We start from the raw sequence: 21,935 nt of genomic DNA, 5'->3' as shown, positions 1-21,935 counted from the left end.
GGAAAAATCGGTGCCATGATAACACCGTCCCGTTATTTATGCGGGCGCCTGGCCATATGCCCCAGAACCAGCCGGATGCGGTTTCGGTCTTCCTGCTCCAGCCGCGGCTTGCCGGTGTACATCAGATAGAAACGCAGCCGCTGGGTTCTGCTCAACGCCGACTTGCCCAGCTTGTCCAGGCAGGCAAGATCCTTGTTCTTGCGGTGTTCGAGAAGCGGCCCCCACCAGAAGGTGCCGGTGGGGCAATCGATCATGTAGATGCGGGGAGATGGCTGATCGTCCACCAGAATATTGCGCCACTTGAGGTCGTTATGGGCGAAGCGACGCTCGTGCATCAACCGCGTGGCGTCGGCTACCTGCCGCATGACCTGCCGCAGCCAGTCAGGGTTGCGCAGCCGTGGGTCGTGATTGGCGGCAAGCCGGGCGAGATCCTGGGTGCCGTACACTTCCTCGGTGATCATGGCCCCTCTGTGAAATGCACCCCAGCGCCGCTCCATGCCGTACCCCACAACAGGGGCGGTCCGGATGCCCCACCCACGGAACAACAGCAGATTGCGCCACTCCCCCTTTATCCTCGGCCGCCCGATCAGGCGGCGCAGCCAGCCGCCCTCGGCGGTATAACGCTTCACGTAGTAGCCACGATCCGCGATCCGGACATAGATCACTTCACTTATCGAGTCCTGGGTGATCTGCTTGCCCTGCAGGGCAAATACCGCATCAAGGTCGGCGAAGGCTTTTCCTGTCGGGCCGCCTGCGTATTGAGGATCAAGCGTCCAGGTCATGGGGCCGTCGCCTGCTGCAGCAACTGCTGCAGATCGTCCATCACCCGCTCCGGCTGCAACCGGCTAAAGCACAGCGGCAACTCCTGGCGCAGATCGAACTGCCTGGCGTCTTCGCGGGTGGGTTCATACTTGCATTTTCTGCTCATACAGGGAGCGCAGGGAAAGTCACTGGCCAGGTGCAGCTGACCGCGGCCATAAGCCCCGCTCCAGCCTGGATTTGTAGGGCCATAGAGGGAGATGGTGGGCACATCCAGCGCGGCGGCGAGATGTCCCAGGCCGGTATCCACCGCGACACAGCCACGGGCACCGGCAAGAATCGCGGCCATGCCGGCCAGGGACAGCTTCGGCAGCACATGCACGCCGGGCAGCCCGTCGGCGATCCTCTGGGCTCGGGCTTTTTCTGAGTCGTTGCCCCAGGGCAGGCGCACTTCCATCCCCTGCTCTGCCGCCAGCTCCGCCAGCCGGCGCCAGTACAGCTCCGGCCAGTGTTTGGTGACCCAGGTGGTGCCATGCAGAAAGATCAGATAGTCCCCGCCAGCCTGATCGCCGGCCAGCCAGGCGCGGTTCAGGCCATAGTCACCGATACGCTCCGGCAACTCATAGCCCAGCGCCCGGGCAAACAGCTGGCGTACCCGCTCCACCGCGTGCTGATCCCGGGGCACGCTTACATGTTGATCATAGAAGCGGCTGGCCAGGGGTTCGCGAATCGATGCCTTGTCCAGCCCGACCACCGGGGACTTGAGACCGAGGGTCAGCACTGCGCTCTTGAGCAGCCCCTGGGCATCGATGATCAGGTCATACCTGTGGGCATGAATGCGCTGACGGAAGCGCTTCCAGGCGCCGCTGCGCAGGGTCTGTAATGGGCTCTTGCGCCAGCGGCGGATGGCCACAGGGATAACCTCCGCCACCGCAGGATGCCAGACCGGGATCTCGGCGAAGCCCTCTTCCACCACCCAGTCGAAGCGGATGCCAGGAATCGCTGCCTGCGCATCGGTCAGCGCAGGGAGTGTGTGGATGACATCGCCAAGGGATGAAGTCTTGATCAGCAGAACGCGCATGAATCAGTCCGGAAAGGGATCAGCCAGGGGGTCACCCACCAGCCGGTCCAGCGCATCAAGGACCCGCTTGGGCTCGAGGTCTCGAAGGCAGTTGTAGTGCCCGAAGCGACAGGTACGGTCGAAACATGGGCTGCAGTCCAGCCCGAGGCGCACGATTTCCACCTGCTCCGCCAGCGGAGGGGTGAAGTCGGGGGAAGTGGAGCCGTAGACGGCCACCAGCGGCCGGTCGAGCGCGGCGGCCACATGCATGAGGCCCGAGTCGTTGCTGACCACGGCCGACGCGCAGGACATCAGGTCGATCGCCTCGGCCAGGCTGGTTTCGCCGGCGAGGTTGACCGATTCCTCACGCAGACCGGGGCGCAGGCGTTCACGGATCTGTTCGCCCACGGGGTGGTCCTTCTTCGAACCAAACAGCCAAACCTGCCAGCCGTGGCGTATCTTCTCGTCCGCTACCGCAGCGTAGTGCTCCGACGGCCAGCGCTTGGCCTCGCCGAACTCGGCGCCTGGGCACAGCACCAGGACCGGTCGGTCGAGCTCGAGCCCAAACCGCTGTACCGCGGCGTCCCGGCTGGCCGGGTCGATCTGCAGACCCGGACGGGGATAGGGGCGCGTCAGCTGATAGCCGGGCTCAAAGGCCAGCGCCATGAAGCGCTCGATCATCAGCGGGTAGCGGTCCTTGTCCAGCACCCGGATATCGTTGAGCAGCCCGTAGCGCATTTCGCCGCGCCAGCCGGTGCGCTGGGCGATGCCGGCGAAGAACGGCACCAGGGCGGACTTGAGGGAGTTGGGCAGCAGGATGGCCTGATCGTACCGGCCGCTCAGCTGCTTGCCGATGCGCCGGCGGGTGGCGATGTCCAGCACGCCGTGGCCGAGGGGGAAGCTCAGTGCCTGACTGACCTCGGGCATGCGCTCGAGAATCGGTCGGCTCCATTCGGGGGCCAGTACATCGATCTGGCAATCGGCGCCATGGCGCAGCTTCAGGCAGGCAAACAGTGTCTGTGCCATGACCATGTCGCCCACCCAGCTGGGGCCGATAATCAACACTTTCATCAAGTTACCCTTTTCCCGGTGGTATCTTGCACCGGCGTCCTTCGGACGCTATCGCCGCGAGGTCGCGGCTCCTACGGGTGGCGCGCCGTGTTCCTGTGAGGAGCCGGCGTCCTGCGGACGCTATCGCCGCGGGGTCGCGGCTCCTACAAGGGGGGCTCGCCGTGTTCCTGTGGGGAGCCGTGGCCGTATCCGACAGGGCGCGGCCCGCCTGTCTCAGCGACTTATTTGACCAGGGTCAGCCATTCGCCGTAGGCGGCGTTCTTGCCGTTGACCAGGTCGAAGTAGGCCTTCTGCAGTTTCTCGGTGATCGGCCCGCGGCGGCCGATGCCGATCTGACGGCAGTCCACTTCGCGGATCGGGGTCACTTCGGCGGCGGTGCCTGTGAAGAAGGCTTCGTCGGCGATGTACACCTCGTCACGGGTGATGCGCTTCTCCACTACCGGAATGCCCATCTCGCCGGCCAGCGTGAGGATGGTCGCCCGGGTGATGCCGTTCAGGCAGGCGGTAACTTCCGGGGTGTAGATGGTGCCGTCCTTGACGATGAATACGTTCTCACCGGAGCCTTCGGCCACGTAGCCTTCCGGGTCCAGCAGCAGGGCCTCGTCGGCGCCGGCGGAGACCGCTTCCTGCAGGGCCAGCATGGAGTTCATGTAGGCGCCGCTGGACTTGGCGCGGGTCATGGTGATGTTGACGTGGTGACGGGTGAAGGAGCTGGTGCGGATGCGAATGCCCTGCTGCAGTGCCTCCTCGCCCATGTAGGCGCCCCAGTACCAGGCGGCAACCACGACGTGCACCTTCAGGTTGTCGGCGCGAATGCCCATGCCTTCGGAGCCGTAGAAGGCCAGCGGGCGGATGTAGGCGGTTTCCAGGTTGTTCTCGCGTACCGCGGCGCGGCAGGCTTCGTTGATCTCTTCCTTGGTGTAGGGGATTTTCATGCCCATGATGTGGGCGGAGTCAAACAGCCGGTCCGTGTGCGCCTGCAGGCGGAAGATCGCCGTGCCCTGATCGGTGTTGTAGGCACGCACGCCTTCGAATACACCCATGCCATAGTGCAGCGAGTGGGTCAGCACATGTACGTTGGCCTCGCGCCACGGAACCATTTTCCCATCAAACCAGATAACACCATCACGATCAGCCATCGACATAACAACCAGCTCCATATCTGTATCTATCTGTTCTTCAGCTGCAGGCGCTGTCGCCTGCCCTTGGGTTCTGCCTGATCATGCCCGCCGAATCTCGAGGTGCTCACGCATCCGCCGCGTCCGGCAGCCACTGGTGCCAGAGTCGGATGATGTGATGTCGGTAGTCATGAAACTGGTCGCCAGGTATTTTCCCCGGCTGCTTTTGCAATGCCAGGCGGTGGGCTGCTGCCCGGTAGGCCTTGTAAGCCTCCTGCAGCTGCTGAACGTCTTCGCCGGGGATCAGTCCGGCGTCACGCAGCCCGTCCAATATTCTGATGTTGTCCGTGTAACGCAGTAACTCTGGGTACCGGCACGACCAGGCCAGAACCGCATATTGCACCATAAATTCGATATCGACGATACCTCCGGCGTCCTGCTTCAGATCAAATGGCGCTTCGGCAGTGAACGCGGACGGCTCCAACCCTCCGCGGGTGGCCAGGGTTGCCAGGTTGTCGCGCATCTTGCGGCGCATCTCGTTCACGTTCCGGCGCAGCTCCGCCTCGTCCCGCCTGCGGCCCAGCACCTCGGCGCGCAGGGCGTTGAACCTGTCGCCGAGCGCCGGACAACCGGCCAGCGGCCGCGCCCGCACAAGGGCCTGATGCTCCCAGGTCCAGGCGGTTTCCCGCTGGTAGCGGGCGAAGGCATCCAGCGAGGTCACCAGCAGCCCGGAGTCGCCGGAGGGGCGCAACCGCATGTCGACGTCGTAGAGCACACCTGATGGCGTCTGGGCGTTGAGCATGTGGATGATGCGCTGGCCCAGCCGGGTATAGAATCGCCCGCCATCGAGCGGGCGCGGGCCGTCGGTCTCGGCGTCGGTATCGCCGTCATGGATGAACACCAGGTCCAGATCCGAGCCATGACCCAGCTCGATTCCGCCCACCTTGCCGTAACCCACGATGGTGAAGTCCAGCTCGCAGGGGCTGCCGTCATGGCGTCTGGGCAGGCCATGACGGCGCACCATGTCCCGCCAGGCCAGCTGCAGTACCTGCTGCAGTATGGCTTCGGCAATCCACGTCAGGTAGTCGCTGACCTTCATCAGCGGCAGACTCCCGGCAATCTCCGAGGCCGCCACGCGCAGCCCGTGGGCCCGCTTGAAGTAACGCAGCGCTTCCATCTGCTGTTCCAGATCGTCCTCGGGAATGCGCAGCATCTGCTGGCGCAGCTCGTCCGCCAGCTCGCCGATTTCCGGCGGGCGGTAGAGCCGACCGGCATTGAGCAGCTCGTCCAGCACCCCCGGGTAACGAATTATCTGCTCCGCCACCAGTGGGCTGGCGGAGCACAGCACCAGCAGCTCGCGCAGGGCGCTCGGGTTCTCGGTAAGCAGCACCAGGTAAGCCGAGCGACGGGCCACCGCCTCGACCAGCGGCACCACCCGCTCCAGCGCGAGATCCGGGTTCTCCTGCTCGCAGGCCATCGCCAGCAGGCGGGGCATGAACACATCCAGCCGCTCCCGACCCATGCGCTGCATGCTGCGTACCCGGGGCGAGCGCATCAGGTTCTGCAGCAGTTCCCAGGCGCGGGCAGGGTCACTGAATCCGCCTTCAGCCAGCTGCTCGGTAGCCTGCTCCGGCTCGGGGAAGCCGGTCAGAAGGGTCATCCACTGGCCATGGGGCGCCAGGTCCAGTTCGTCGTCCTCGTCGGGGTCGGCAATCACCTCGGCGAAATGCCGCGCGACGCGACTGCGCTGCAGCTCGAGCTGACGACGGAACTCCTCCCAGCTGTCGAATCCCATGATCATCGCCACCCGGGCCTGACCGAGGCCGTCGGTGGGCAGCATCTGGGTCTGGCGGTCATCAATGGCCTGTAACGCGTGTTCGGTATCGCGCAGAAACAGATAGGCGCCCTTGAGCTCATCCACCGCCTCATCCGGCAGATAGGTGTTGGTCGCCAGCATGTCGAGCACTGCCAGGATAGGCCTCTGCTGCAGGCTGCGGTCACGGCCACCATGAATCAGCTGGAAGGCCTGACCGATGAACTCGACCTCGCGGATACCGCCGGAGCCCAGCTTGACGTTGTCCTGCAGGCCTTTGCGCTGCACTTCCCGCTGGATCAGCTGTTTCAGGTTGCGCAGCGCCTCGATGGCGGCAAAGTCCAGGTAGCGACGGTAGACGAAGGGCCGCAGCCGCTCCATCAACTCCGTGCCGGCGGCCTGATCCCCTGCCACCACGCGGGCCTTGATCATTGCGTAGCGCTCCCAATCCCGGCCCTGGCTCTGGTAGTACTGCTCGAGCGCATTGAAGCTGAACACCAGCGCGCCGCTGTCCCCGTAGGGCCGCAGGCGCATATCGACGCGGAACACGAAGCCGTCCAGAGTCACCTCGTCGAGCAGCCTGATCAGCCGCTGCCCTGCCCGGGTGAAGAACTCCTGATTGGACAGGCTGCGACGCCCGCCAGTGGTCTCGCCCTGGGTCGGAAAGGCAAAGATCAGGTCGATATCGGAGGAGAGGTTGAGCTCCTGGGCACCCAGCTTGCCCATCCCCAGTACCACCAGGTGCTGGGCAGCGCCGGACTCGTCGACCGGCGTGCCGAAACCGCCTGTGAGCTGATCGTAGACCCAGCGATACGCCTGCTCCAGACAGGCATCTGCCATATCCGACAGGTCGCGGGTGGTTTCCATGGTAGCAGCCTGACGGGTGATGTCGCGCCAGATGATGCGCACCTGCTGCTGTTGCCGGAACCGACGCAGCGCCTGGGCCATCTGCTCCTCGGTTTCGACGCCGGTCAGCGCTTCGGTGAGCAGCTCGGCCATTTCGCCGCTGCGCAGGCTGCGGTGCAGATGCTCCTCCTCCATGAGTCGCCAGAGCATGTGCGGATCACGGCGCAACTGCTCGGCAACGAAGTCGCTGCCGGCCAGCACCCGTTCAAGTTCGCCAAGGCAGGGTTCGCCCAGATTCGACAACTGCTCCTCCAGCCCCGCCTGCCTGACGGCGCCCAGCCACTGGGCCAGATGATGCTCAACCAGCGTCCGGAGAGGGCCGGGCAATGTCACGGGCAAGGAGAAAGGCATGGTCTATCCTGAATAATCATCAAAGCGTGCAGATTGCCACGCACGGGGGCAAATGGAAAAGTCCGCAGCGGGAATTCAAGGCTCCGCTCGTGTAGTTTCACTACAGAACAGACAATGACCGGATAGTCTTTTTCATTAAAATGTAGTAAAACTACACGCACCCAAGACTGTCGCAGCCTGAGCCATTTACCTCCACGCTCTGTTCATGCGGCTGTTTTTTCACCTGGGACTCACAAGGTCTGGAGAAATATATGAAGCACACCGATGTCGATCCACTCGAAACCCAGGAATGGCTCGATGCCCTGGAATCCGTTCTCGAGAATGAAGGCGAAGAACGGGCGGAATATCTGATACAACGCATGGGCGAGCTGGCCAGCCGCAGCGGCACCCAGCTCCCGTACGCGATCACCACGCCCTACCGTAACACCATTCCGGTCACCCATGAGGCGCAGATGCCCGGTGATCTGTTCATGGAGCGCCGTATCCGCTCGATGGTGCGCTGGAATGCGCTGGCGATGGTGATGCGTGCCAACCAGCAGGATCCGGATCTGGGTGGTCACATTTCCACCTTTGCCTCCAGCGCCACGCTGTACGATATCGGCTTCAACTACTTCTTCAAGGCCCCCACCGAGGAGCACGGCGGTGACCTGGTGTACTTCCAGGGTCACGCTTCGCCGGGCATCTACGCCCGCGCGTTCCTCGAAGGTCGTATCAGCGAAGACCAGATGAACAACTTCCGCCAGGAAGTGGACGGCAACGGTCTGTCCTCCTATCCGCACCCCTGGCTGATGCCTGACTTCTGGCAGTTCCCCACCGTCTCCATGGGCCTGGGGCCGATTCAGGCGATCTACCAGGCACGTTTCATGAAGTACCTGGAAAGCCGTGGCTTCATCGAGCCGGGCAAGCAGAAGGTCTGGTGCTTCCTCGGCGACGGCGAGTGTGACGAGCCGGAATCCCTGGGCGCCATCTCCCTGGCCGGCCGCGAGAAGCTGGACAACCTGATCTTCGTCATCAACTGCAACCTGCAGCGCCTGGACGGCCCGGTCCGCGGGAACGGCAAGATTATCCAGGAGCTGGAAGGCAACTTCCGCGGCGCCGACTGGAACGTGATCAAGGTCATCTGGGGCCGCCTGTGGGATCCGCTGCTGGCCCGCGACCACGACGGTCTGCTGCAGGCCCGCATGGAAGAAGCGGTCGACGGCGACTACCAGAACTACAAGGCCAACGACGGAGCCTATGTCCGCGAACACTTCTTCGGTGCCCGGCCGGAGCTGAAGAAGATGGTCGAGAACATGTCCGATGAGGAAATCTGGAAACTCAACCGCGGCGGCCACGATCCCTACAAGGTGTATGCCGCCTATCACGCAGCGGTCAACCACGAGGGTCAGCCCAGCGTCATCCTGGCCAAGACCATCAAGGGCTACGGCACCGGCGCCAGCCAGGGTCAGAATATTGCCCACAACACCAAGAAGGTCGATACCGAGAGCCTGCGCAAATTCCGCGACGCCTTCGGCATCCCGATCAGCGACGATAAGCTGGAAGAACTGCCCTTCTACCGTCCCGAGGAAGGCAGCCCCGAGTACAAGTACCTGCACTCGCGCCGCGAAGCCCTGGGCGGTTACATGCCCCAGCGTCGCGTGTCGAGCAAGGCCATCCCGACGCCGCCGCTGGAAACCCTCAAGGCGATGCTGGACGGTACCGGCGAGCGTGAGATCTCCACCACCATGGCGTTCGTGCGCATTCTCGCGCAGATGCTCAAGGACAAGGAGCTCGGCCAGCGCATCGTGCCCATCGTGCCTGACGAAGCCCGTACCTTCGGCATGGAAGGCATGTTCCGTCAGCTCGGCATCTACTCCTCCGTCGGCCAGCTGTACACGCCGGTGGACAAGGATCAGGTGATGTTCTATCGCGAGGACAAGAAGGGTCAGATCCTCAACGAAGGCATCAACGAAGCCGGTGCGATGTCCAGCTGGATCGCCGGTGCGACTGCTTACAGCACCTACAACCAGCCGATGCTGCCGTTCTACATTTTCTATTCGATGTTCGGCTTCCAGCGTATCGGCGACCTGGCCTGGGCCGCCGGCGACAGCCGCGCCAAGGGCTTCCTGATCGGGGGCACCGCCGGGCGCACCACGCTCAACGGTGAAGGTCTGCAGCATGAGGACGGCCACAGCCACATCCTCGCCGCGACCATCCCCAACTGCCGCAGCTATGACCCGACCTATGCCTACGAGCTGGCGGTGATCATCCAGCACGGCAGCAAGCAGATGATGGAAGAGCAGGAAAACGTTTTCTACTACATCACCGTGATGAACGAAGCCTACGCCCAGCCGGCCATGCCCGAGGGCGTGGAAGAAGGCATCATCCGCGGCATGTACCTGCTGGAAGAAGCCAGCGAGAAAGGCAAGCATCACGTTCAGCTGATGGGCTCCGGCACCATCCTGCGCGAAGTGCGCGAAGCTGCCGCCCTGCTGCGTGACAACTTCGGTATCAGCTCGGATATCTGGAGCGTGACCAGCTTCAACGAACTGCGCCGTGATGGCCTGGCCGTGGAGCGCTGGAACCGCCTGCATCCGACCGAGCCCAAGCGCCTGAGTTACGTCGAGCAGAACCTGGCCGAGCGCGATGGTCCGGTTATCGCCTCCACCGACTACATGAAGCTGTACGCGGACCAGATCCGCCAGTGGGTACCGGGCACCTACCAGGTGCTGGGCACCGACGGCTTCGGCCGCAGCGATACCCGTCGCAAGCTGCGAGACTTCTTCGAAGTCGACCGCCGCTGGATCGCCTACAGCGCGCTGTCCGCCCTGGTCGAGCAGGGTGACCTGCAGCCCGAGGTGCTGATCGAAGCTCAGACTACCTTCGGTCTGAACCCGAACAAAGCCAACCCGCTGGACGTTTGAGGAGAGATGCCATGAGTGAAGTGATCAAGGTACCCGGCATCGGCGGCGAAGGTGAAGTCATCGAGATCCTGGTCGAGGTCGGCGATACGGTCGAGGTGGAGCAGAGCCTGCTGACCCTGGAATCCGACAAGGCCAGCATGGAAGTCCCCAGCCCCAAGGCTGGGGTGATCAAGGCGATTCTGGTCAAGATCGGCGATACCCTCAACGAGGGTGACGACATGATCGAGCTGGAAATCGGCGGTGAGGAAGACGCCGGCGAGCCTGAAGCACAAGCCGACGACAAGGACGACGCCAAGGCTCAGAGCGAGCCCGAACCGGAAGCAGAGAAAGAAGCCACCGCCGAGCAGAAGCCAGCAGCCGGCAAGGCCGCGAGCAGCGTGCAGAGCTTCAATATCCCCGACATCGGCGACGGAAGCGCCCGGGTCATCGAGCTGCTGGTGCAGCCCGGCGACAAGGTCGAGGCCGAACAGAGCCTGTTCACCCTGGAGTCCGACAAGGCCAGCATGGAGGTCCCCTCCCCGGCGGCCGGCGTGATCGAGTCCATCGAGGTCAAGCTGGAGCAGGAAGTGCAGACCGGCGACCCGATGGTCACCCTGCGCGTCGAAGGCGAAGAGAACGAGTCAGCTCCCGCCGCCATTGTCGAGGAGGTCGAAGACGAAGTCGCCGTGGTACCGGAGAAGGGGGCCCGCCCTGAGCCGCCCTCCAGCCAGAAGCCAGCCGCTTCCGGCAGCGCCAGCGAGGAGAAGCCGGCGCCGGTGGGCGCGCCGTCCAGAGGCGGCAAGAAGGTCCACGCCGGCCCTGCGGTACGCAAGCTGGCCCGCGAGTTCGGCGTTGATCTGACCGAAATCACCGGCAGCGGCCCGCGCAACCGCATCCTCAAGGATGATGTGCAGGCCCACGTGAAGGGCGTTATGCAGCAGCGCAAGGAAGGCGGCGGAGCGGCGGCCACAGGCGGTGCGGGCATTCCGCAGGTGCCGGAGGTCGACTTCAGCCGCTTTGGTGACGTCGAGCTGAAGGACATGACCCGCCTGCAGCAGATCGGCGCGGCCAACCTGCATCGCAGCTGGCTCAACGTTCCGCATGTCACTCAGTTTGATCTGGCTGACATCAGCGAACTGGAAGCCTTCCGCAAGGCGCAGAAGGCCGTGGCGGAGAAGGCCGGCGTCAAGCTGACGGTACTGCCCTTCCTGCTCAAGGCCTGTGCCCACCTGCTGCGTGAACAGCCCAACTTCAACGTGTCGCTGGCCGCCAATGGCAAGCAGCTGATCCAGAAGAACTACGTGCACATCGGCTTTGCCGTGGACACGCCGGACGGCCTGCTGGTCGCCGTGATCCGCGACGTGGACAAAAAGAGCCTGCTGGAGCTGGCAGCCGAAGCGGCCGAGCTGGCCGACAAGGCACGCAACAAGAAGCTCAGCGCCAACGAGATGCAGGGCGCGTGCTTCACCATTTCCAGCCTGGGGCACATCGGCGGGACCTATTTCACGCCGATCGTGAACACACCGGAAGTGGCCATCCTCGGCGTCAGCCGGGCAACCATGCAGCCGGTGTGGGACGGCAACGCCTTCCAGCCACGGCTGATGCTGCCGCTGTCCCTGTCCTACGACCACCGCGCCATCAACGGCGCCGCTGCCGCCCAGTTCACCAAGCGGCTCGGCGAGCTGCTTGGTGACATACGGTCCATGCTGTTGTAATGCTGCAGTAATAAAAAAGGCCGGCAAATGCCGGCCTTTTTCATGCGCAACAGACTCAGGGAGCCAGCCGCTCCCGCCGCCAGGCATCCTCTTCCCTGCAGTAACGCAGGCGGTCGTGCAGACGGCTGGGTCGGCCCTGCCAGAACTCGATCATCTGCGGTACCAGCCGGAAACCGCCCCAGTGGGGCGGCCTCGGCGGCTCGGCATCAGCGTACCGGCGTTCGACCTCCGCCAGCCGCTGTTCGAGTTCTTCCCGACCGCTGATCACTTGGCTCTGCGGGGAGGTCCAGGCGCCGAGCCGGCTGCCCAGCGGGCGACTCTGGTAGTACTGATCCGACTCCTGATCCGTCACCTGCTCGACCCGTCCTTCGATCCGTACCTGGCGCTCCAGGTCGGGCCACCAGAAGGTCATCGCCGCCACCGGGTGCGCCAGCAGCTGCCGGCCCTTGGCGCTCTGGTAATTGGTATAGAAAACGAACCCCCGATCATCAAACCCCTTGAGCAGCAGGGTGCGCAGATGCGGCTGCCCCTCCCCATCCACCGTGGCCAGCATCATGGCGTTGGGCTCGGTGGACTCCACCTCGACCGCCTGGCTGAACCAGAGGCCGAACAGGGTGTAGGGGTCCTCCGGCGCCTGGCTTTCCACGAGACCATCGCGGGTGTAGTTGCGGCGCATGTCGGCGATGCTGTATTTCATCGGCTGTTCCTGTGGGTTCGTTTAGGGGTTCAGGCGCAGCCGCTCAGTACAGCTCGCGCAGGCATCGATACGTTTCGCGGCTCAGTTCACCGGCCCGGGGATCGGTGAGCACGTAGGGGCCCATGGTGTTGGTGACGTAACCGAAGCCGACACCGGCGTCCGGATCGGCGAACCCCAGGGCGCCACCGGCGCCGGGATGGCCGAAGGCGTTCTCGCCCATGCCGAAGCTGCCACCCTGCCACTGCTGTTCCAGCATCACTCCCAGACCGAAACGGGTAGGACAGTGCAGGGTCAGGTCCATGCCGGCGCTGTGTTCCCGGTGCATCAGCTGCACCAGCTCGGCATCCAGCAATTGCACACCGTCGATCTTGCCCTCATGGGCCAGAACCTGCCAGAAACGCGCCAGCGAGCGGGCGTTGCCGGTGCCGTTGGCCGACAGGATATGCGCCTGCTGCCACTCCGGCTTGTTGGTACTGTTCTGCAGGCTGCTGGGGTTGGCGAAGGCCTTGAAGGCGAGCCCGGCGGGGTCTCCCATGGCCGAGAACAGGGCCCGGGCATATTCATCCCCGAACTGGTTGCGCAGGCGCGAGACGCTGGCGATACGCTGCAGGTCGGCATCCGCCACCCCCACATGAAAGTCCATCCCCAGCGGCTGGAAGATCTGCTCACGCAGATAGTCGCCGGGCATCTGGCCGGTCAGCCGGCGCAGCGGCTCGCCCAGCAGCCAGGCATAGGTAAGGGGCGCGTAACCGTGCTGGTCGCCCGGTTGCCACCACGGCTCCTGTGCCTCCAGGGCAGCGGTCATGGCCTGCCAGTCGAAGAGCGCTTCGGGGGCCAGCGGCTGGCTGATGGCGGACAGGCCGGAGCGGTGGCTGAGCAGCTGGCGGAAGGTGATCTGCTGCTTGCCGGCCTGAGCGAATTCCGGCCAGACATCTGCCACCGGATCATCCAGACCGATACGCCCGGCCTGTACCTGCTGCAGCAGCGCCACGGCACCGATCGGCTTGGTACAGGAAAACACGTTGACCAGGGTGTCCTGCTCCCAGACGCGACTGTTGTCCCGGTCCATGACGCCATGCCAGAGGTCCAGCACGGTGTCGCCACCCACCGTCACACAGAGCGCGGCGCCACGCGCCTGTGGATCGCTCTGCTGCTGGGCGAACAGGTCCCGCACGGTTTCGAAGCGGGGGTCGAAATAGCCTTGCACCTGGGTCATCTGAAATCATCCGGACAGGGGTACTGGGTTGTCATTCTATCTCTCTGCGAAACGGCGGCAATGCGTTGAGTATGGCCTTGCCGTAACGCTGGGTCACCAGCCGCCGATCCAGCAGCGTGACGGTGCCGGTGTCCTGCTCGGTACGCAGCAGTCGCCCGCAGGCCTGAACCAGCCGCAGGCAGGCATCGGGTACCGCAATCTCCATGAACGGATTGCCGCCATTGCGCTCGATCCATTCGGACAGCGCCGCTTCGACCGGGTCATCGGGCACCGCGAACGGTATCTTGGCGATCACCACATGCTCACAGTATTTCCCCGGCAGATCCACCCCTTCGGCAAAACTCGCCAGGCCGAAGATCACGCTGGGTTCGCCATTGTCGACCCGTGCGCGGTGCTGGCGGATCAGCTCCTGCTTCGACAGGTCGCCCTGCACCAGCACCCGCTCGCGGAAGGCCGCGGGCAGCCCGGCAAAGACCTCGAGCATCTGTCGGCGCGAGGAGAACAGCACCAGACTGCCTGGCTCGTCCGCCAGCATCTGCGGCAGATGCTCGATGATCGACGCGCTGTGACCGGCGTTGTCCCGCGGGTCAGCGCCGTGGTCGGGTATCCGCAGCACGCCACTCTCGGCATACCGGAAGGGGCTGGGCGCCAGGGTACATACCGCGTTCTTCGGCAGGCCGGCGCGGTGACTGAAGCGGTCGAATCGCCCCAGCGCAGTGATGGTGGCCGAAGTGACCAGCGCGGCAAAGGCCGAATGCCACAGATACTGGCGCAGCGTGTCGGCGGCCAGAATCGGGCTGACATGCACCTCCAGATCACCCTGCTCGGTCAGGGTCAGCCAGCGGGCGGTCGGCGGCTTGTCCTCGGGGTCGACCTGGCTGAAATGGGTCCACAGCGTCCAGTTGCCCTCGGCCCGGGCCTGCAGGGCACCGAACAGCGGGTACCATTCTTCGGCCTGGGTCTGGTGAACGCCACTCACCTCCCCGTCCATGGCGTCCTTCAGCAGGTCCACCAGCCGCTGCAGCAGATCGGTGATGCGGCCGAACCCGGCCTTCAGCTCCACCGACATCTCCCGCAGCTGCTCGGGCACCACGCCATGTTCAAAGCGGTACTGCGGTCGCACGTGCCCGCTGACATCTTCGCTGCTGGCAAAATCCGCCACTTCACCCAGCGCCTGGGCCATGAACTGCTGGTGGGGGCGAAGCTCCCGGGCCTGTTGCGGCACCTGCTCCAGCAGCCGGCCGAAATCCCCCGGCAGCGGGTGCTGAGCCAGCAGCCGCGTCAGGTTCTTGTCCAGCTGATCGAGCCAGTCGGCGGTGGCGCCCATGCGGGTGTGGTGGGCGAAGTGGTTGATGGCCTTGTCCGGCAGGTGATGGCCCTCGTCGAAAACGTACAGGCAATCCCGCGGATCCGGCAGGATGGCGCCGCCACCCAGGGCCAGGTCCGCCAGCACCAGATCATGGTTGGTGACGATCACGTCGATCTTCTGGATGCCCTCGCGGGCCTTGTAGAACACGCACTGGTTGAAATGCCCGCAGCGCCGATTGGTGCACTGGATATGGTCGGTGGTCAGGCGGGACCAGTCCTGGTCTTCCAGCGCTTCCGGCCAGGAATCACGCTCGCCGTCCCACTTGTTGCTGCCCAAGGCTTCGACCATGCGTGTGTAGAGCTTCAGCCCGGCCTCATCCACATCGATGCGGAAACCTTCCTCGGCGAAGCCCTGCTGCTGGCTGGCCATGGCCTGGTTGTCCTGCAGCAGCTGGTCGAGCTTTGACAGGCACACATAGCGGCCACGCCCCTTGGCCAGGGCGAAATGAAAGTCCAGCCCGGCGTTGCGCTGGATGTCCGGCAGATCCTTGAGAACGATCTGCTCCTGCAGTGCCACCGTGGCGGTGGAGATCACCAGCGGCTTGCCCAGGTGCCTGGCGATGGGAATGCCCGCCAGACAGTAGGCAACCGTCTTGCCGGTACCCGTGCCGGCTTCAACCACTGCCACCGCCGCCTCGCCGGCGCGATGCCCCTCGTCGTCCAGCTCGACATTGCCGAACAGCTTGGCCACCTCGGCAATCATCAATCGCTGGCCGTAACGCGGCTTCAGCGACTTGTTTTCGAGGAACGTGGTGTAGGCCTTCTGGATCTGGCCTTTGAGGTCATCGTTGAGCATGGGGTCTCCGGAGCAGACCGGGAATGATACCATCTGGCCCCGGCCACCGCCCGGCGACCCGCTCACATTACAGGTACCGATCATGCCCACCGACCCGACCGCCCCCTGCCCCTGCGGCGACAACAGCCACTATGCCGATTGCTGTCAGCCGCTGCACCTCGGCCAGCCGGCACCGACCGCCGGACGTCTGATGCGTTCGCGCTACAGCGCCTATGTGCTGGGGCTGATCGACTATCTGGTGGCCACCACATTGCCCGCCCAGCAATCGCAGCTGGACCGGCAGGCCATGGAGCAGTGGAGTCGGGAAAGTCGCTGGCTGGGGCTGCAGGTAACCGAGGAGGATCCGACCAGCGGCAACGCAGCCCGGACGCAGGTAGCCTTCGTGGTGCGCTGGGCCGAAGGCAATGGCAGCGAACACAGTCACCTGGAGTGTTCCGACTTCTGCCGGCTCGGGGAGCGCTGGTATTTCATCGACCCCAACCATCCGGTCACGGCCCGGCGCAACGATCCCTGCCCCTGCGGTTCGGGGCGCAAGTTCAAGCAGTGCTGTCGCTACTGAACCGGATCAATCCTGCAGTCGAAGGTGGCTGGTATCCGGTGCCGGCGGCGGGGGCAGGTCGGGCCGCTGGTCAAGGTCGGTACCCGGCGGCGCCAGGGTGAAGGCCGAGAGGTCGATGTTCAGCGGAGGGTGGTCGGTGTAACTGTCCTGCATGTCTGCCCCGGGCTCGGCCAGGGGGAAATCCGGGGCCTGGACGTCGACGAAGGCGGCCATGAACTCGTCCCGTGGCGCAACACCGCGCGCAGGGGCCGGCGCCGGTGCGGCGGCGGGGGGCTCCTCCTGCAACGGGACGAGCTCACACTGGGCCCCGGCCCGCTCGATGGCCTGGCGGTACCTTTGTGCGGCCTGCTCATCCAGACCACTCTTGATCACGATGCGCCTACCGGAAAACAGCATTTCGACCTGCCGCTCATCCACCTGAAACAGCTGGCCGATGCGGGCACGTACCTGTGCCGGGTCCAGGCCGGGCTGCACCTGCCCCTGGAAGACAACCTCGAAACCAGCCATCTTTTCACTCCCCTGTCGCAAATTGGTGATACGGTCGTTGCTGTTTGCCTTCAACAGCACCTAGTATGGACAGGCTGCCCGTCGCCGACAATACATCCACACAAGACGGAGGGATCCCATCGATGATGCGCGTTTCTGGACTGGCCCTGTGCTTACTGCTCGGCAGCCTGCTCTCGCTGAACGGCTGTGCCGTGTTCAACCGGTCCTATATCGAGCCCGATGTCAGCCTGGCCAATGTGGAAATGCTCAGGTCCAACCTCTGGGAGCAATCCTTCCGCCTGCGCATGCGTGTGGACAACCCCAACGACCGCAGCCTGCCCATCCGCGGCATGCACTACCAGATCTATCTGAACGACGCCCGCCTGGCCACGGGCGTGACAGATCACGCCTTCGACGTGCCGGCCTACGGCTCCGAGTACTTCAACCTCACGGTACGCTCCAACATCTGGCGCCACCTGGGTGATCTGCTGAAGATGGCGGAAACCCAGCAACCGATCGATTACCGCATCGACGGGCACATCCGCACCGGCTATTTCTGGGCGCCGCGTCTTAACCTGAACGAAAGCGGCACGCTGGACCCTGCCGCCCTGAGCGTTCGCTGATGGATTTCAGTGAATGGCTGATGATCGGCGGCCTGCTGCTGATCTTCCTACTTGCGGGCTATGCGGCCTGGCTGTGGTATCAGGTATGGCGGCGGCGCCAGCAGCGCATGCAGCAGACCCATGAGCGGAACCAGCGCCTGGCCGGTGACATCCGCCTGCTCGCGCGGGGGCTCTGTGAAGGCCAGGTGCCGCCGATCGAAGGCGCCATCCGCATCAAGGTGTTGCTGGACAATTATGACGGACCGCGGCGGGCGAACCTGAACCTGGCGATCTTCGAAACCATCTACGACGCCACCGCACACATCCCCACCCACGAGAGCTGGAAAGCGCTGCCGGCGGCCCAGCGGCGCCAGCACGAAGAGTACATGGAGACGCTGGAACAGCAGCACCGGGACGCGCTGCACCGGGCCGCGCAGGAGCTGCGCAGCGGTCTGATCTGACCACGGCAAGGCGGAGCCATTGCGGCTCCGTCATGCAGCTGACGGCTCAGACTGCCGAGTAGCCCCCATCCACCGCCACCGCCTGACCGGTGACATGGCGGGACGCTTCACTGGCGAAGAACAGCGCCAGGCCCTTGATGTCATCCTCGCCGCCCACGCGGCCCAGCGGTGTCTGACGGATGATGGACTCGGAGACATGATCCAGCCCCTTGGCCAGCTTGGTCGGAAAGTAACCGGGGCAGATGGCGTTGACGTGGATATTGAAGGCGCCCCATTCCCCGGCCAGTGCGCGGGTCAGGTTGATCGCAGCGGCCTTGCTGGTGTTGTAGGCCACCGTATGCACGCCGGTGTTGGGGCCATTGCCCTTGAGCCCGGCAATCGAGGCGATATTGATGATCTTGCCCGAGCGCCGGGGGATCATGAAACGGCGGGCGACCTCCTGGGCGAGCAGGAAGCAGACATCCACGTTGAGGTGCATCACCTTCTGCCAGCCGCTGTAGCTGTGCTCGGCAGCCGGCTCGCCCCAGGTGGTGCCGGCATTGTTGACCAGGATGTCGATGGTACCGAAACGCGCCTCGACGGCATCCACCAGGGTGGCCACCGGGTTGCCCTCGGGCTTGCCCAGGTCGCAGGTGATACCGGCCGCTTCGATGCCACGGGCATTGAGCTGCTCGACAACCTGCTGCACCTCCTCGGCCTTGCGCGCGTTGATGAAGATCTTCGCCCCCTGCTCGCCAAAGGCTTCAGCCATCTGCAGGCCCAGCCCTTTCGTTCCGCCGGTGATCAGGGCAACCTTGCCCGTGAGATCGAACAGCTGCATGACACCCATCGTGTATCCCTCTGTTATTGTGTGGTAAGCGTTTGCCCGATCATATAAGCGTTAAGGCCGGGTACGGACCATCAGTGAGCACGGTGATATCCCGACCTGCACCGGTGTTATCATGCGGTCATCTTCAACGGCGGACCTTCCCATGGCAGAACACGACTTCCGGCGCAGCGCGCTGAACCCCTCCCACACCCTGATCGAGTGCCGCACCATCGCTGACGGCCTCTATCAGGTAACCGGTCAGGGTGGCGGCATTCAACCCGGCGACACCTTGATCTGTACCGTCAAGGGCAGTCGAGACCTGCCGCTGCCGTTGCAGGTCAGCAAGGTGCGCTACCTGATCAACCCCGCCGGGCAATGGACGGCGACCGCTACCGGCCCGAACCTGCGGGACCGCATGGTGCTGGGCTGGTCGATACGCTGTGACCGCTGCGCCAGGGAGCAGGCATTCGAATTCATGGCGCACGAGAAGGACAACCTTGAGCAGCGCACCGCCAGGGCGGTAGAGCGCATCGGCGAGCTGGGCTGGGTACCCAGCGGCGAGAATCACCTGTGCCCGACATGCGCACGCAACGCCGGCGACTCAGAATAACGTCAGCTGCTCCCCCATCGGGCTGTAGCTGCTGTCCAGCCTGACCCCGACGCCGATCAGCCGTACCGGCCGGTTGCCACGGGTAAAGGCCTGGGCGCATAGCTCCTCGAAGCCAGCCGGCGTCACCGGCGCCCCCGCCTGCTCGAGGGTGGTCTGGGTGAAGTCCTGAAACTTGAGTTTGACGAAGGGCTTGCTGACCCGATAGTCGCCCTCCAGCCTGCCCAGACGCTGGGCCAGCTTGTCCAGTAACGGCGGCAGTGCGGCAATACAGGCCTGCAGATCAGGAAGATCCTGTTCATAGGTGTTCTCCACGCTGACCGACTGGCGCACCCGCTCCACTACCACCGGACGCTCATCGATGCCCCGCACCAGCTCCCATAACCGCTCGCCGAAGATACCGAACTCGCGGTACAGATCCTCCCTGCGCCACTGTCTCACCTCGGCACAGGTATCCAGCCCCAGATTGTGCAGACGCTGGGCAGTGACCCGGCCCACACCGGGCAGCCGATCAACCGGCAGATCGCGGACAAAAGCATCCACCTCCTCCGGCAGCACTACCTTCAGGCCGTCGGGCTTGTTCCAGTCACTGGCGATCTTGGCCAGAAACTTGTTCGGCGCTACCCCGGCGGACACGGTAATCCCCTGGGTCTCACGCACCCGCCGGCGGATGTCCTCGGCGATCAGCGTGGCGCTGCCACGGCAGGCCTGGCTGTCGGTGACGTCCAGATAGGCCTCGTCCAGAGAAAGTGGCTGTATCAGCGGCGTATAGTCATGGAACAGCGCCTGGATGGCTGCCGATACCTCGCGATAGACCGACATGCGCCCGGGCACGATCAGCAGATCGGGACAGAGCTTCTTCGCGTAAGCCGAGGCCATGGCCGAGCGCACGCCATAGGCCCGGGCCTCGTAGTTGCAGGTGGCAATCACCCCACGCTTGCCCGGATCGCCCCCCACCGCCAGCGGCCGATTGCGCAGGCGCGGATCATCCCGCATCTCGATGGCAGCGTAGAAGCAGTCGCAATCTATGTGAATGATTTTCCGCAAGGCAGATATCCGGCTGATGATGCCGGATATTGTATCGCATCAGACGGCAATCACCTGATTGCGCCCGGCATGTTTGCCCTGATAAAGGCCGGCATCGACCCGACGCAGGGTGTCCACGATATCGCGCTCGCCAGCGCGCACGGCGGAGACAGAGAAGGTAGCGGTCAGCGTCCGCGGCTGCCCTTCGATCATGACCGGATTGGCTTCCAGCGCGCCGCGCAGCCGTTCGATCACCCGCTCGGCCTCCGGCGCATCGGTATCGGGCAACAGGATGATGAACTCCTCGCCGCCGAAACGGCCGACCACATCGCCCTCCCGGAGCTTGGCCGTGAACAGTCCCGCCACGTGGCGCAGGGCCGCATCGCCTGCGTCATGACCGAACTCGTCGTTCAATGCCTTGAAATGGTCCAGATCGGCCATGGCCACGCAGATACCGGTGCCCTGCCGCCGACACCGCTCCCGCTCCCGGCGAAACAGCATTTCGTACTGCCGGCGATTGAACAGACCGGTAAGCGGGTCGGTGGTGGCCTGGCGCTTGAGCTCTTCTTCCAGCAGCTTGCGGCGCTCCATTTCCTTGCGCAGTTCGCGGTTGGCGGCACGTGCCTCGTTGAACATCGCGAACTGCTGACGCTGCACCTTGGCCAGTTGCTGGGTACCGAAGAAGCCGGTAGCGACCGGCAGCGAGAGGAAGATGGCCGCACCAATCACGATCTCCGCCCCCCGCCCCTTCAGGGCGATGCACGTCAGCGCCAGGATCACCGCTACCGTCGCAGCGACCATGTTGAGTTTGAGGCGGTTGGGAACGAACAGCATCATGGTCAGGACCATTACGCCCAGCACCACGATGGTGAGAGTGGCGATGTCCGGCCGCAGGAAATAGATCGGCATGAACAGAAAGAAGCCGATGATTTCCAGCGCTGTGACGGCGTAGCCGCTGGCGGCCAGGTGCGGCCGACGGGGCAGCACCCAGGCAAAGCCGAACAGCAGGGCGGACTGCACGATGCGGCATGCCGCCAGTATGAAGAAGTCCCGCGACCAGCCCAGGGCCTGCAGGTCCAGCAATCCGAAGGCCAGGAGCAACCCGGCCCATACAAATACTGCAACGCGCAGGTTGCGTGCCCACATGGGTTGCATATGGGTCAGGAAGGCCTTCTCCACCGCCGGATCGGCAAACTCCGCCCACAATGAGGATATCCGGTAACGCTCCGAAGAGAATGGCATGGCCCGTCCTTATTTTTTCTTCTTCCATATACCATGCCCGGTCGCTGTATCCAACCGAGACAGGCGCGGGAGTGATATACACATGACCGCAGGCGATACTATAGCGCCATCACCCTTATGGGTGAACCGAAAAATCCCGGAGCGTGGTGCACAGAGGAAAAATCTTTTTGCATCAATTGCTTGACAGCCTCCGCTAAATCCGTAGAATGAGCCACCTCAGACGCGGGGTGGAGCAGTCTGGTAGCTCGTCGGGCTCATAACCCGAAGGTCGTAGGTTCAAATCCTGCCCCCGCAACCAGATACGAAAAGGCAGATCAATTGATCTGCCTTTTTTGTTTGCGTTCCCTCAACCCACCCGAATCCCGGGCTCGTCAACTGATCCGTTGACGGCG

Annotated in this window: 18 protein-coding genes and 1 tRNA gene; 7 read left to right on the top strand and 12 right to left on the bottom strand. The window is 64.0% G+C overall.

Annotated features, from left to right (window positions below):
• Positions 1–32: 32 nt before the first annotated feature.
• The 5 genes from IEW63_RS02045 to glnE all read right to left on the bottom strand — a co-directional run bounded on the left by IEW63_RS02045 (position 33) and on the right by glnE (position 7,078).
• Positions 33–782 (bottom strand): lipopolysaccharide kinase InaA family protein, encoded by a 750-nt coding sequence (locus IEW63_RS02045; protein ID WP_188634923.1) that lies wholly within the window; start codon positions 780–782, stop codon positions 33–35.
• Positions 779–1,840 carry a lipopolysaccharide heptosyltransferase I gene (gene waaC / locus IEW63_RS02040; RefSeq protein ID WP_188634922.1) on the bottom strand — a complete coding sequence of 354 codons (1,062 nt, stop codon included), beginning with the start codon at positions 1,838–1,840 and terminating at the stop codon, positions 779–781. Before waaC ends, IEW63_RS02045 begins: the two co-directional genes overlap by 4 nt.
• 3 nt (positions 1,841–1,843) lie before the next feature.
• Complete coding sequence (waaF, locus tag IEW63_RS02035) at positions 1,844–2,890, bottom strand: lipopolysaccharide heptosyltransferase II (protein ID WP_188634921.1); 1,047 nt, start codon at positions 2,888–2,890, stop codon at positions 1,844–1,846.
• A gap of 221 nt (positions 2,891–3,111) precedes the next feature.
• A complete protein-coding gene (locus tag IEW63_RS02030) occupies positions 3,112–4,035 on the bottom strand; it encodes a branched-chain amino acid transaminase (RefSeq protein ID WP_188634920.1) in 924 nt (307 codons plus the stop codon).
• A 100-nt stretch (positions 4,036–4,135) separates the two neighbouring features.
• Positions 4,136–7,078: a bifunctional [glutamate--ammonia ligase]-adenylyl-L-tyrosine phosphorylase/[glutamate--ammonia-ligase] adenylyltransferase gene (gene glnE / locus IEW63_RS02025; protein ID WP_188634919.1), complete on the bottom strand. Its 2,943-nt coding sequence runs from the start codon at positions 7,076–7,078 to the stop codon at positions 4,136–4,138.
• Positions 7,079–7,329: 251 nt separating this feature from the next.
• On the opposite strand from glnE, the gene aceE reads away from it, so the two are divergent.
• Both aceE and aceF read left to right on the top strand, forming a co-directional pair.
• Positions 7,330–9,981 carry a pyruvate dehydrogenase (acetyl-transferring), homodimeric type gene (gene aceE, locus IEW63_RS02020; RefSeq protein WP_188634918.1) on the top strand — a complete coding sequence of 884 codons (2,652 nt, stop codon included), beginning with the start codon at positions 7,330–7,332 and terminating at the stop codon, positions 9,979–9,981.
• Between the two features lie 11 nt (positions 9,982–9,992).
• Positions 9,993–11,675 (top strand): dihydrolipoyllysine-residue acetyltransferase, encoded by a 1,683-nt coding sequence (gene aceF, locus IEW63_RS02015; RefSeq protein ID WP_188634917.1) that lies wholly within the window; start codon positions 9,993–9,995, stop codon positions 11,673–11,675.
• A gap of 55 nt (positions 11,676–11,730) precedes the next feature.
• Here aceF and pdxH read toward each other — a convergent pair whose 3' ends face one another.
• From pdxH to dinG, 3 genes are read right to left on the bottom strand one after another with little or no spacing between them, the layout of a single operon-like run.
• The gene (pdxH, locus tag IEW63_RS02010; RefSeq protein ID WP_188634916.1) at positions 11,731–12,372 is read right to left on the bottom strand and encodes a pyridoxamine 5'-phosphate oxidase; all 642 of its coding nucleotides are present in this window, start codon (positions 12,370–12,372) and stop codon (positions 11,731–11,733) included.
• A 43-nt stretch (positions 12,373–12,415) separates the two neighbouring features.
• Positions 12,416–13,588: a serine hydrolase domain-containing protein gene (locus IEW63_RS02005; RefSeq protein ID WP_188634915.1), complete on the bottom strand. Its 1,173-nt coding sequence runs from the start codon at positions 13,586–13,588 to the stop codon at positions 12,416–12,418.
• 31 nt (positions 13,589–13,619) lie between these two features.
• Entirely contained in the window at positions 13,620–15,752 is a 2,133-nt protein-coding gene (gene dinG, locus IEW63_RS02000; protein WP_188634914.1) for an ATP-dependent DNA helicase DinG, read from the bottom strand.
• A gap of 82 nt (positions 15,753–15,834) precedes the next feature.
• Here dinG and IEW63_RS01995 point away from each other — a divergent pair, with 82 nt between their 5' ends.
• A complete protein-coding gene (locus tag IEW63_RS01995; protein ID WP_188634913.1) occupies positions 15,835–16,311 on the top strand; it encodes a YchJ family protein in 477 nt (158 codons plus the stop codon).
• 6 nt (positions 16,312–16,317) lie between these two features.
• Here the strand turns inward: IEW63_RS01995 and IEW63_RS01990 are convergent, their stop codons facing one another.
• On the bottom strand, positions 16,318–16,818 hold the full coding sequence (locus IEW63_RS01990) for a hypothetical protein (RefSeq protein ID WP_188634912.1): 501 nt from the start codon (positions 16,816–16,818) through the stop codon (positions 16,318–16,320).
• 122 nt (positions 16,819–16,940) lie between these two features.
• On the opposite strand from IEW63_RS01990, the gene IEW63_RS01985 reads away from it, so the two are divergent.
• The gene (locus IEW63_RS01985; RefSeq protein ID WP_188634911.1) at positions 16,941–17,420 is read left to right on the top strand and encodes an LEA/WHy family protein; all 480 of its coding nucleotides are present in this window, start codon (positions 16,941–16,943) and stop codon (positions 17,418–17,420) included.
• A complete protein-coding gene (locus IEW63_RS01980; RefSeq protein ID WP_188634910.1) occupies positions 17,420–17,860 on the top strand; it encodes a DUF2489 domain-containing protein in 441 nt (146 codons plus the stop codon). Before IEW63_RS01985 ends, IEW63_RS01980 begins: the two co-directional genes overlap by 1 nt.
• 46 nt (positions 17,861–17,906) lie before the next feature.
• On the opposite strand, the gene IEW63_RS01975 is transcribed toward IEW63_RS01980, so the two are convergent.
• Positions 17,907–18,680 (bottom strand): SDR family oxidoreductase, encoded by a 774-nt coding sequence (locus IEW63_RS01975; RefSeq protein WP_229710283.1) that lies wholly within the window; start codon positions 18,678–18,680, stop codon positions 17,907–17,909.
• A 151-nt stretch (positions 18,681–18,831) separates the two neighbouring features.
• Between IEW63_RS01975 and IEW63_RS01970 the strand changes: the two genes are divergently transcribed.
• On the top strand, positions 18,832–19,278 hold the full coding sequence (locus IEW63_RS01970) for a hypothetical protein (RefSeq protein ID WP_188634908.1): 447 nt from the start codon (positions 18,832–18,834) through the stop codon (positions 19,276–19,278).
• On the opposite strand, the gene dinB is transcribed toward IEW63_RS01970, so the two are convergent.
• The gene (gene dinB, locus IEW63_RS01965) at positions 19,270–20,322 is read right to left on the bottom strand and encodes a DNA polymerase IV (RefSeq protein WP_373288198.1); all 1,053 of its coding nucleotides are present in this window, start codon (positions 20,320–20,322) and stop codon (positions 19,270–19,272) included. The genes IEW63_RS01970 and dinB overlap by 9 nt on opposite strands.
• A 39-nt stretch (positions 20,323–20,361) precedes the next feature.
• On the bottom strand, positions 20,362–21,543 hold the full coding sequence (locus IEW63_RS01960) for a sensor domain-containing diguanylate cyclase (RefSeq protein WP_188634907.1): 1,182 nt from the start codon (positions 21,541–21,543) through the stop codon (positions 20,362–20,364).
• 221 nt (positions 21,544–21,764) lie between these two features.
• On the opposite strand from IEW63_RS01960, the gene IEW63_RS01955 reads away from it, so the two are divergent.
• Positions 21,765–21,841: transfer RNA gene (locus IEW63_RS01955), tRNA-Met, on the top strand.
• Positions 21,842–21,935 lie beyond the last annotated feature (94 nt).

Origin of the sequence: Halopseudomonas pertucinogena (assembly GCF_014646575.1) — a bacterium.
Taxonomy (GTDB): domain Bacteria; phylum Pseudomonadota; class Gammaproteobacteria; order Pseudomonadales; family Pseudomonadaceae; genus Halopseudomonas; species Halopseudomonas pertucinogena.
Note: the sequence above shows the minus strand (reverse complement) of the source record. Positions and strands in the feature narration are given on the sequence as shown.

Excerpts from the sequence above, each read along its gene's own strand:
- aceF (WP_188634917.1), top strand. The coding sequence starts at position 9,993 with ATGAGTGAAGTGATCAAGGTACCCGGCATCGGCGGCGAAGGTGAAGTC.
- IEW63_RS01975 (WP_229710283.1), bottom strand. The coding sequence starts at position 18,680 with ATGCAGCTGTTCGATCTCACGGGCAAGGTTGCCCTGATCACCGGCGGA.
- IEW63_RS02045 (WP_188634923.1), bottom strand. The coding sequence starts at position 782 with ATGACCTGGACGCTTGATCCTCAATACGCAGGCGGCCCGACAGGAAAA.
- IEW63_RS01980 (WP_188634910.1), top strand. The coding sequence starts at position 17,420 with ATGGATTTCAGTGAATGGCTGATGATCGGCGGCCTGCTGCTGATCTTC.
- IEW63_RS02005 (WP_188634915.1), bottom strand. The coding sequence starts at position 13,588 with ATGACCCAGGTGCAAGGCTATTTCGACCCCCGCTTCGAAACCGTGCGG.
- IEW63_RS01960 (WP_188634907.1), bottom strand. The coding sequence starts at position 21,543 with ATGCCATTCTCTTCGGAGCGTTACCGGATATCCTCATTGTGGGCGGAG.
- waaC (WP_188634922.1), bottom strand. The coding sequence starts at position 1,840 with ATGCGCGTTCTGCTGATCAAGACTTCATCCCTTGGCGATGTCATCCAC.
- dinG (WP_188634914.1), bottom strand. The coding sequence starts at position 15,752 with ATGCTCAACGATGACCTCAAAGGCCAGATCCAGAAGGCCTACACCACG.
- glnE (WP_188634919.1), bottom strand. The coding sequence starts at position 7,078 with ATGCCTTTCTCCTTGCCCGTGACATTGCCCGGCCCTCTCCGGACGCTG.
- IEW63_RS01990 (WP_188634912.1), bottom strand. The coding sequence starts at position 16,818 with ATGGCTGGTTTCGAGGTTGTCTTCCAGGGGCAGGTGCAGCCCGGCCTG.
- aceE (WP_188634918.1), top strand. The coding sequence starts at position 7,330 with ATGAAGCACACCGATGTCGATCCACTCGAAACCCAGGAATGGCTCGAT.
- IEW63_RS02030 (WP_188634920.1), bottom strand. The coding sequence starts at position 4,035 with ATGTCGATGGCTGATCGTGATGGTGTTATCTGGTTTGATGGGAAAATG.
- IEW63_RS01985 (WP_188634911.1), top strand. The coding sequence starts at position 16,941 with ATGATGCGCGTTTCTGGACTGGCCCTGTGCTTACTGCTCGGCAGCCTG.
- IEW63_RS01995 (WP_188634913.1), top strand. The coding sequence starts at position 15,835 with ATGCCCACCGACCCGACCGCCCCCTGCCCCTGCGGCGACAACAGCCAC.
- pdxH (WP_188634916.1), bottom strand. The coding sequence starts at position 12,372 with ATGAAATACAGCATCGCCGACATGCGCCGCAACTACACCCGCGATGGT.
- IEW63_RS01970 (WP_188634908.1), top strand. The coding sequence starts at position 18,832 with ATGGCAGAACACGACTTCCGGCGCAGCGCGCTGAACCCCTCCCACACC.
- waaF (WP_188634921.1), bottom strand. The coding sequence starts at position 2,890 with ATGAAAGTGTTGATTATCGGCCCCAGCTGGGTGGGCGACATGGTCATG.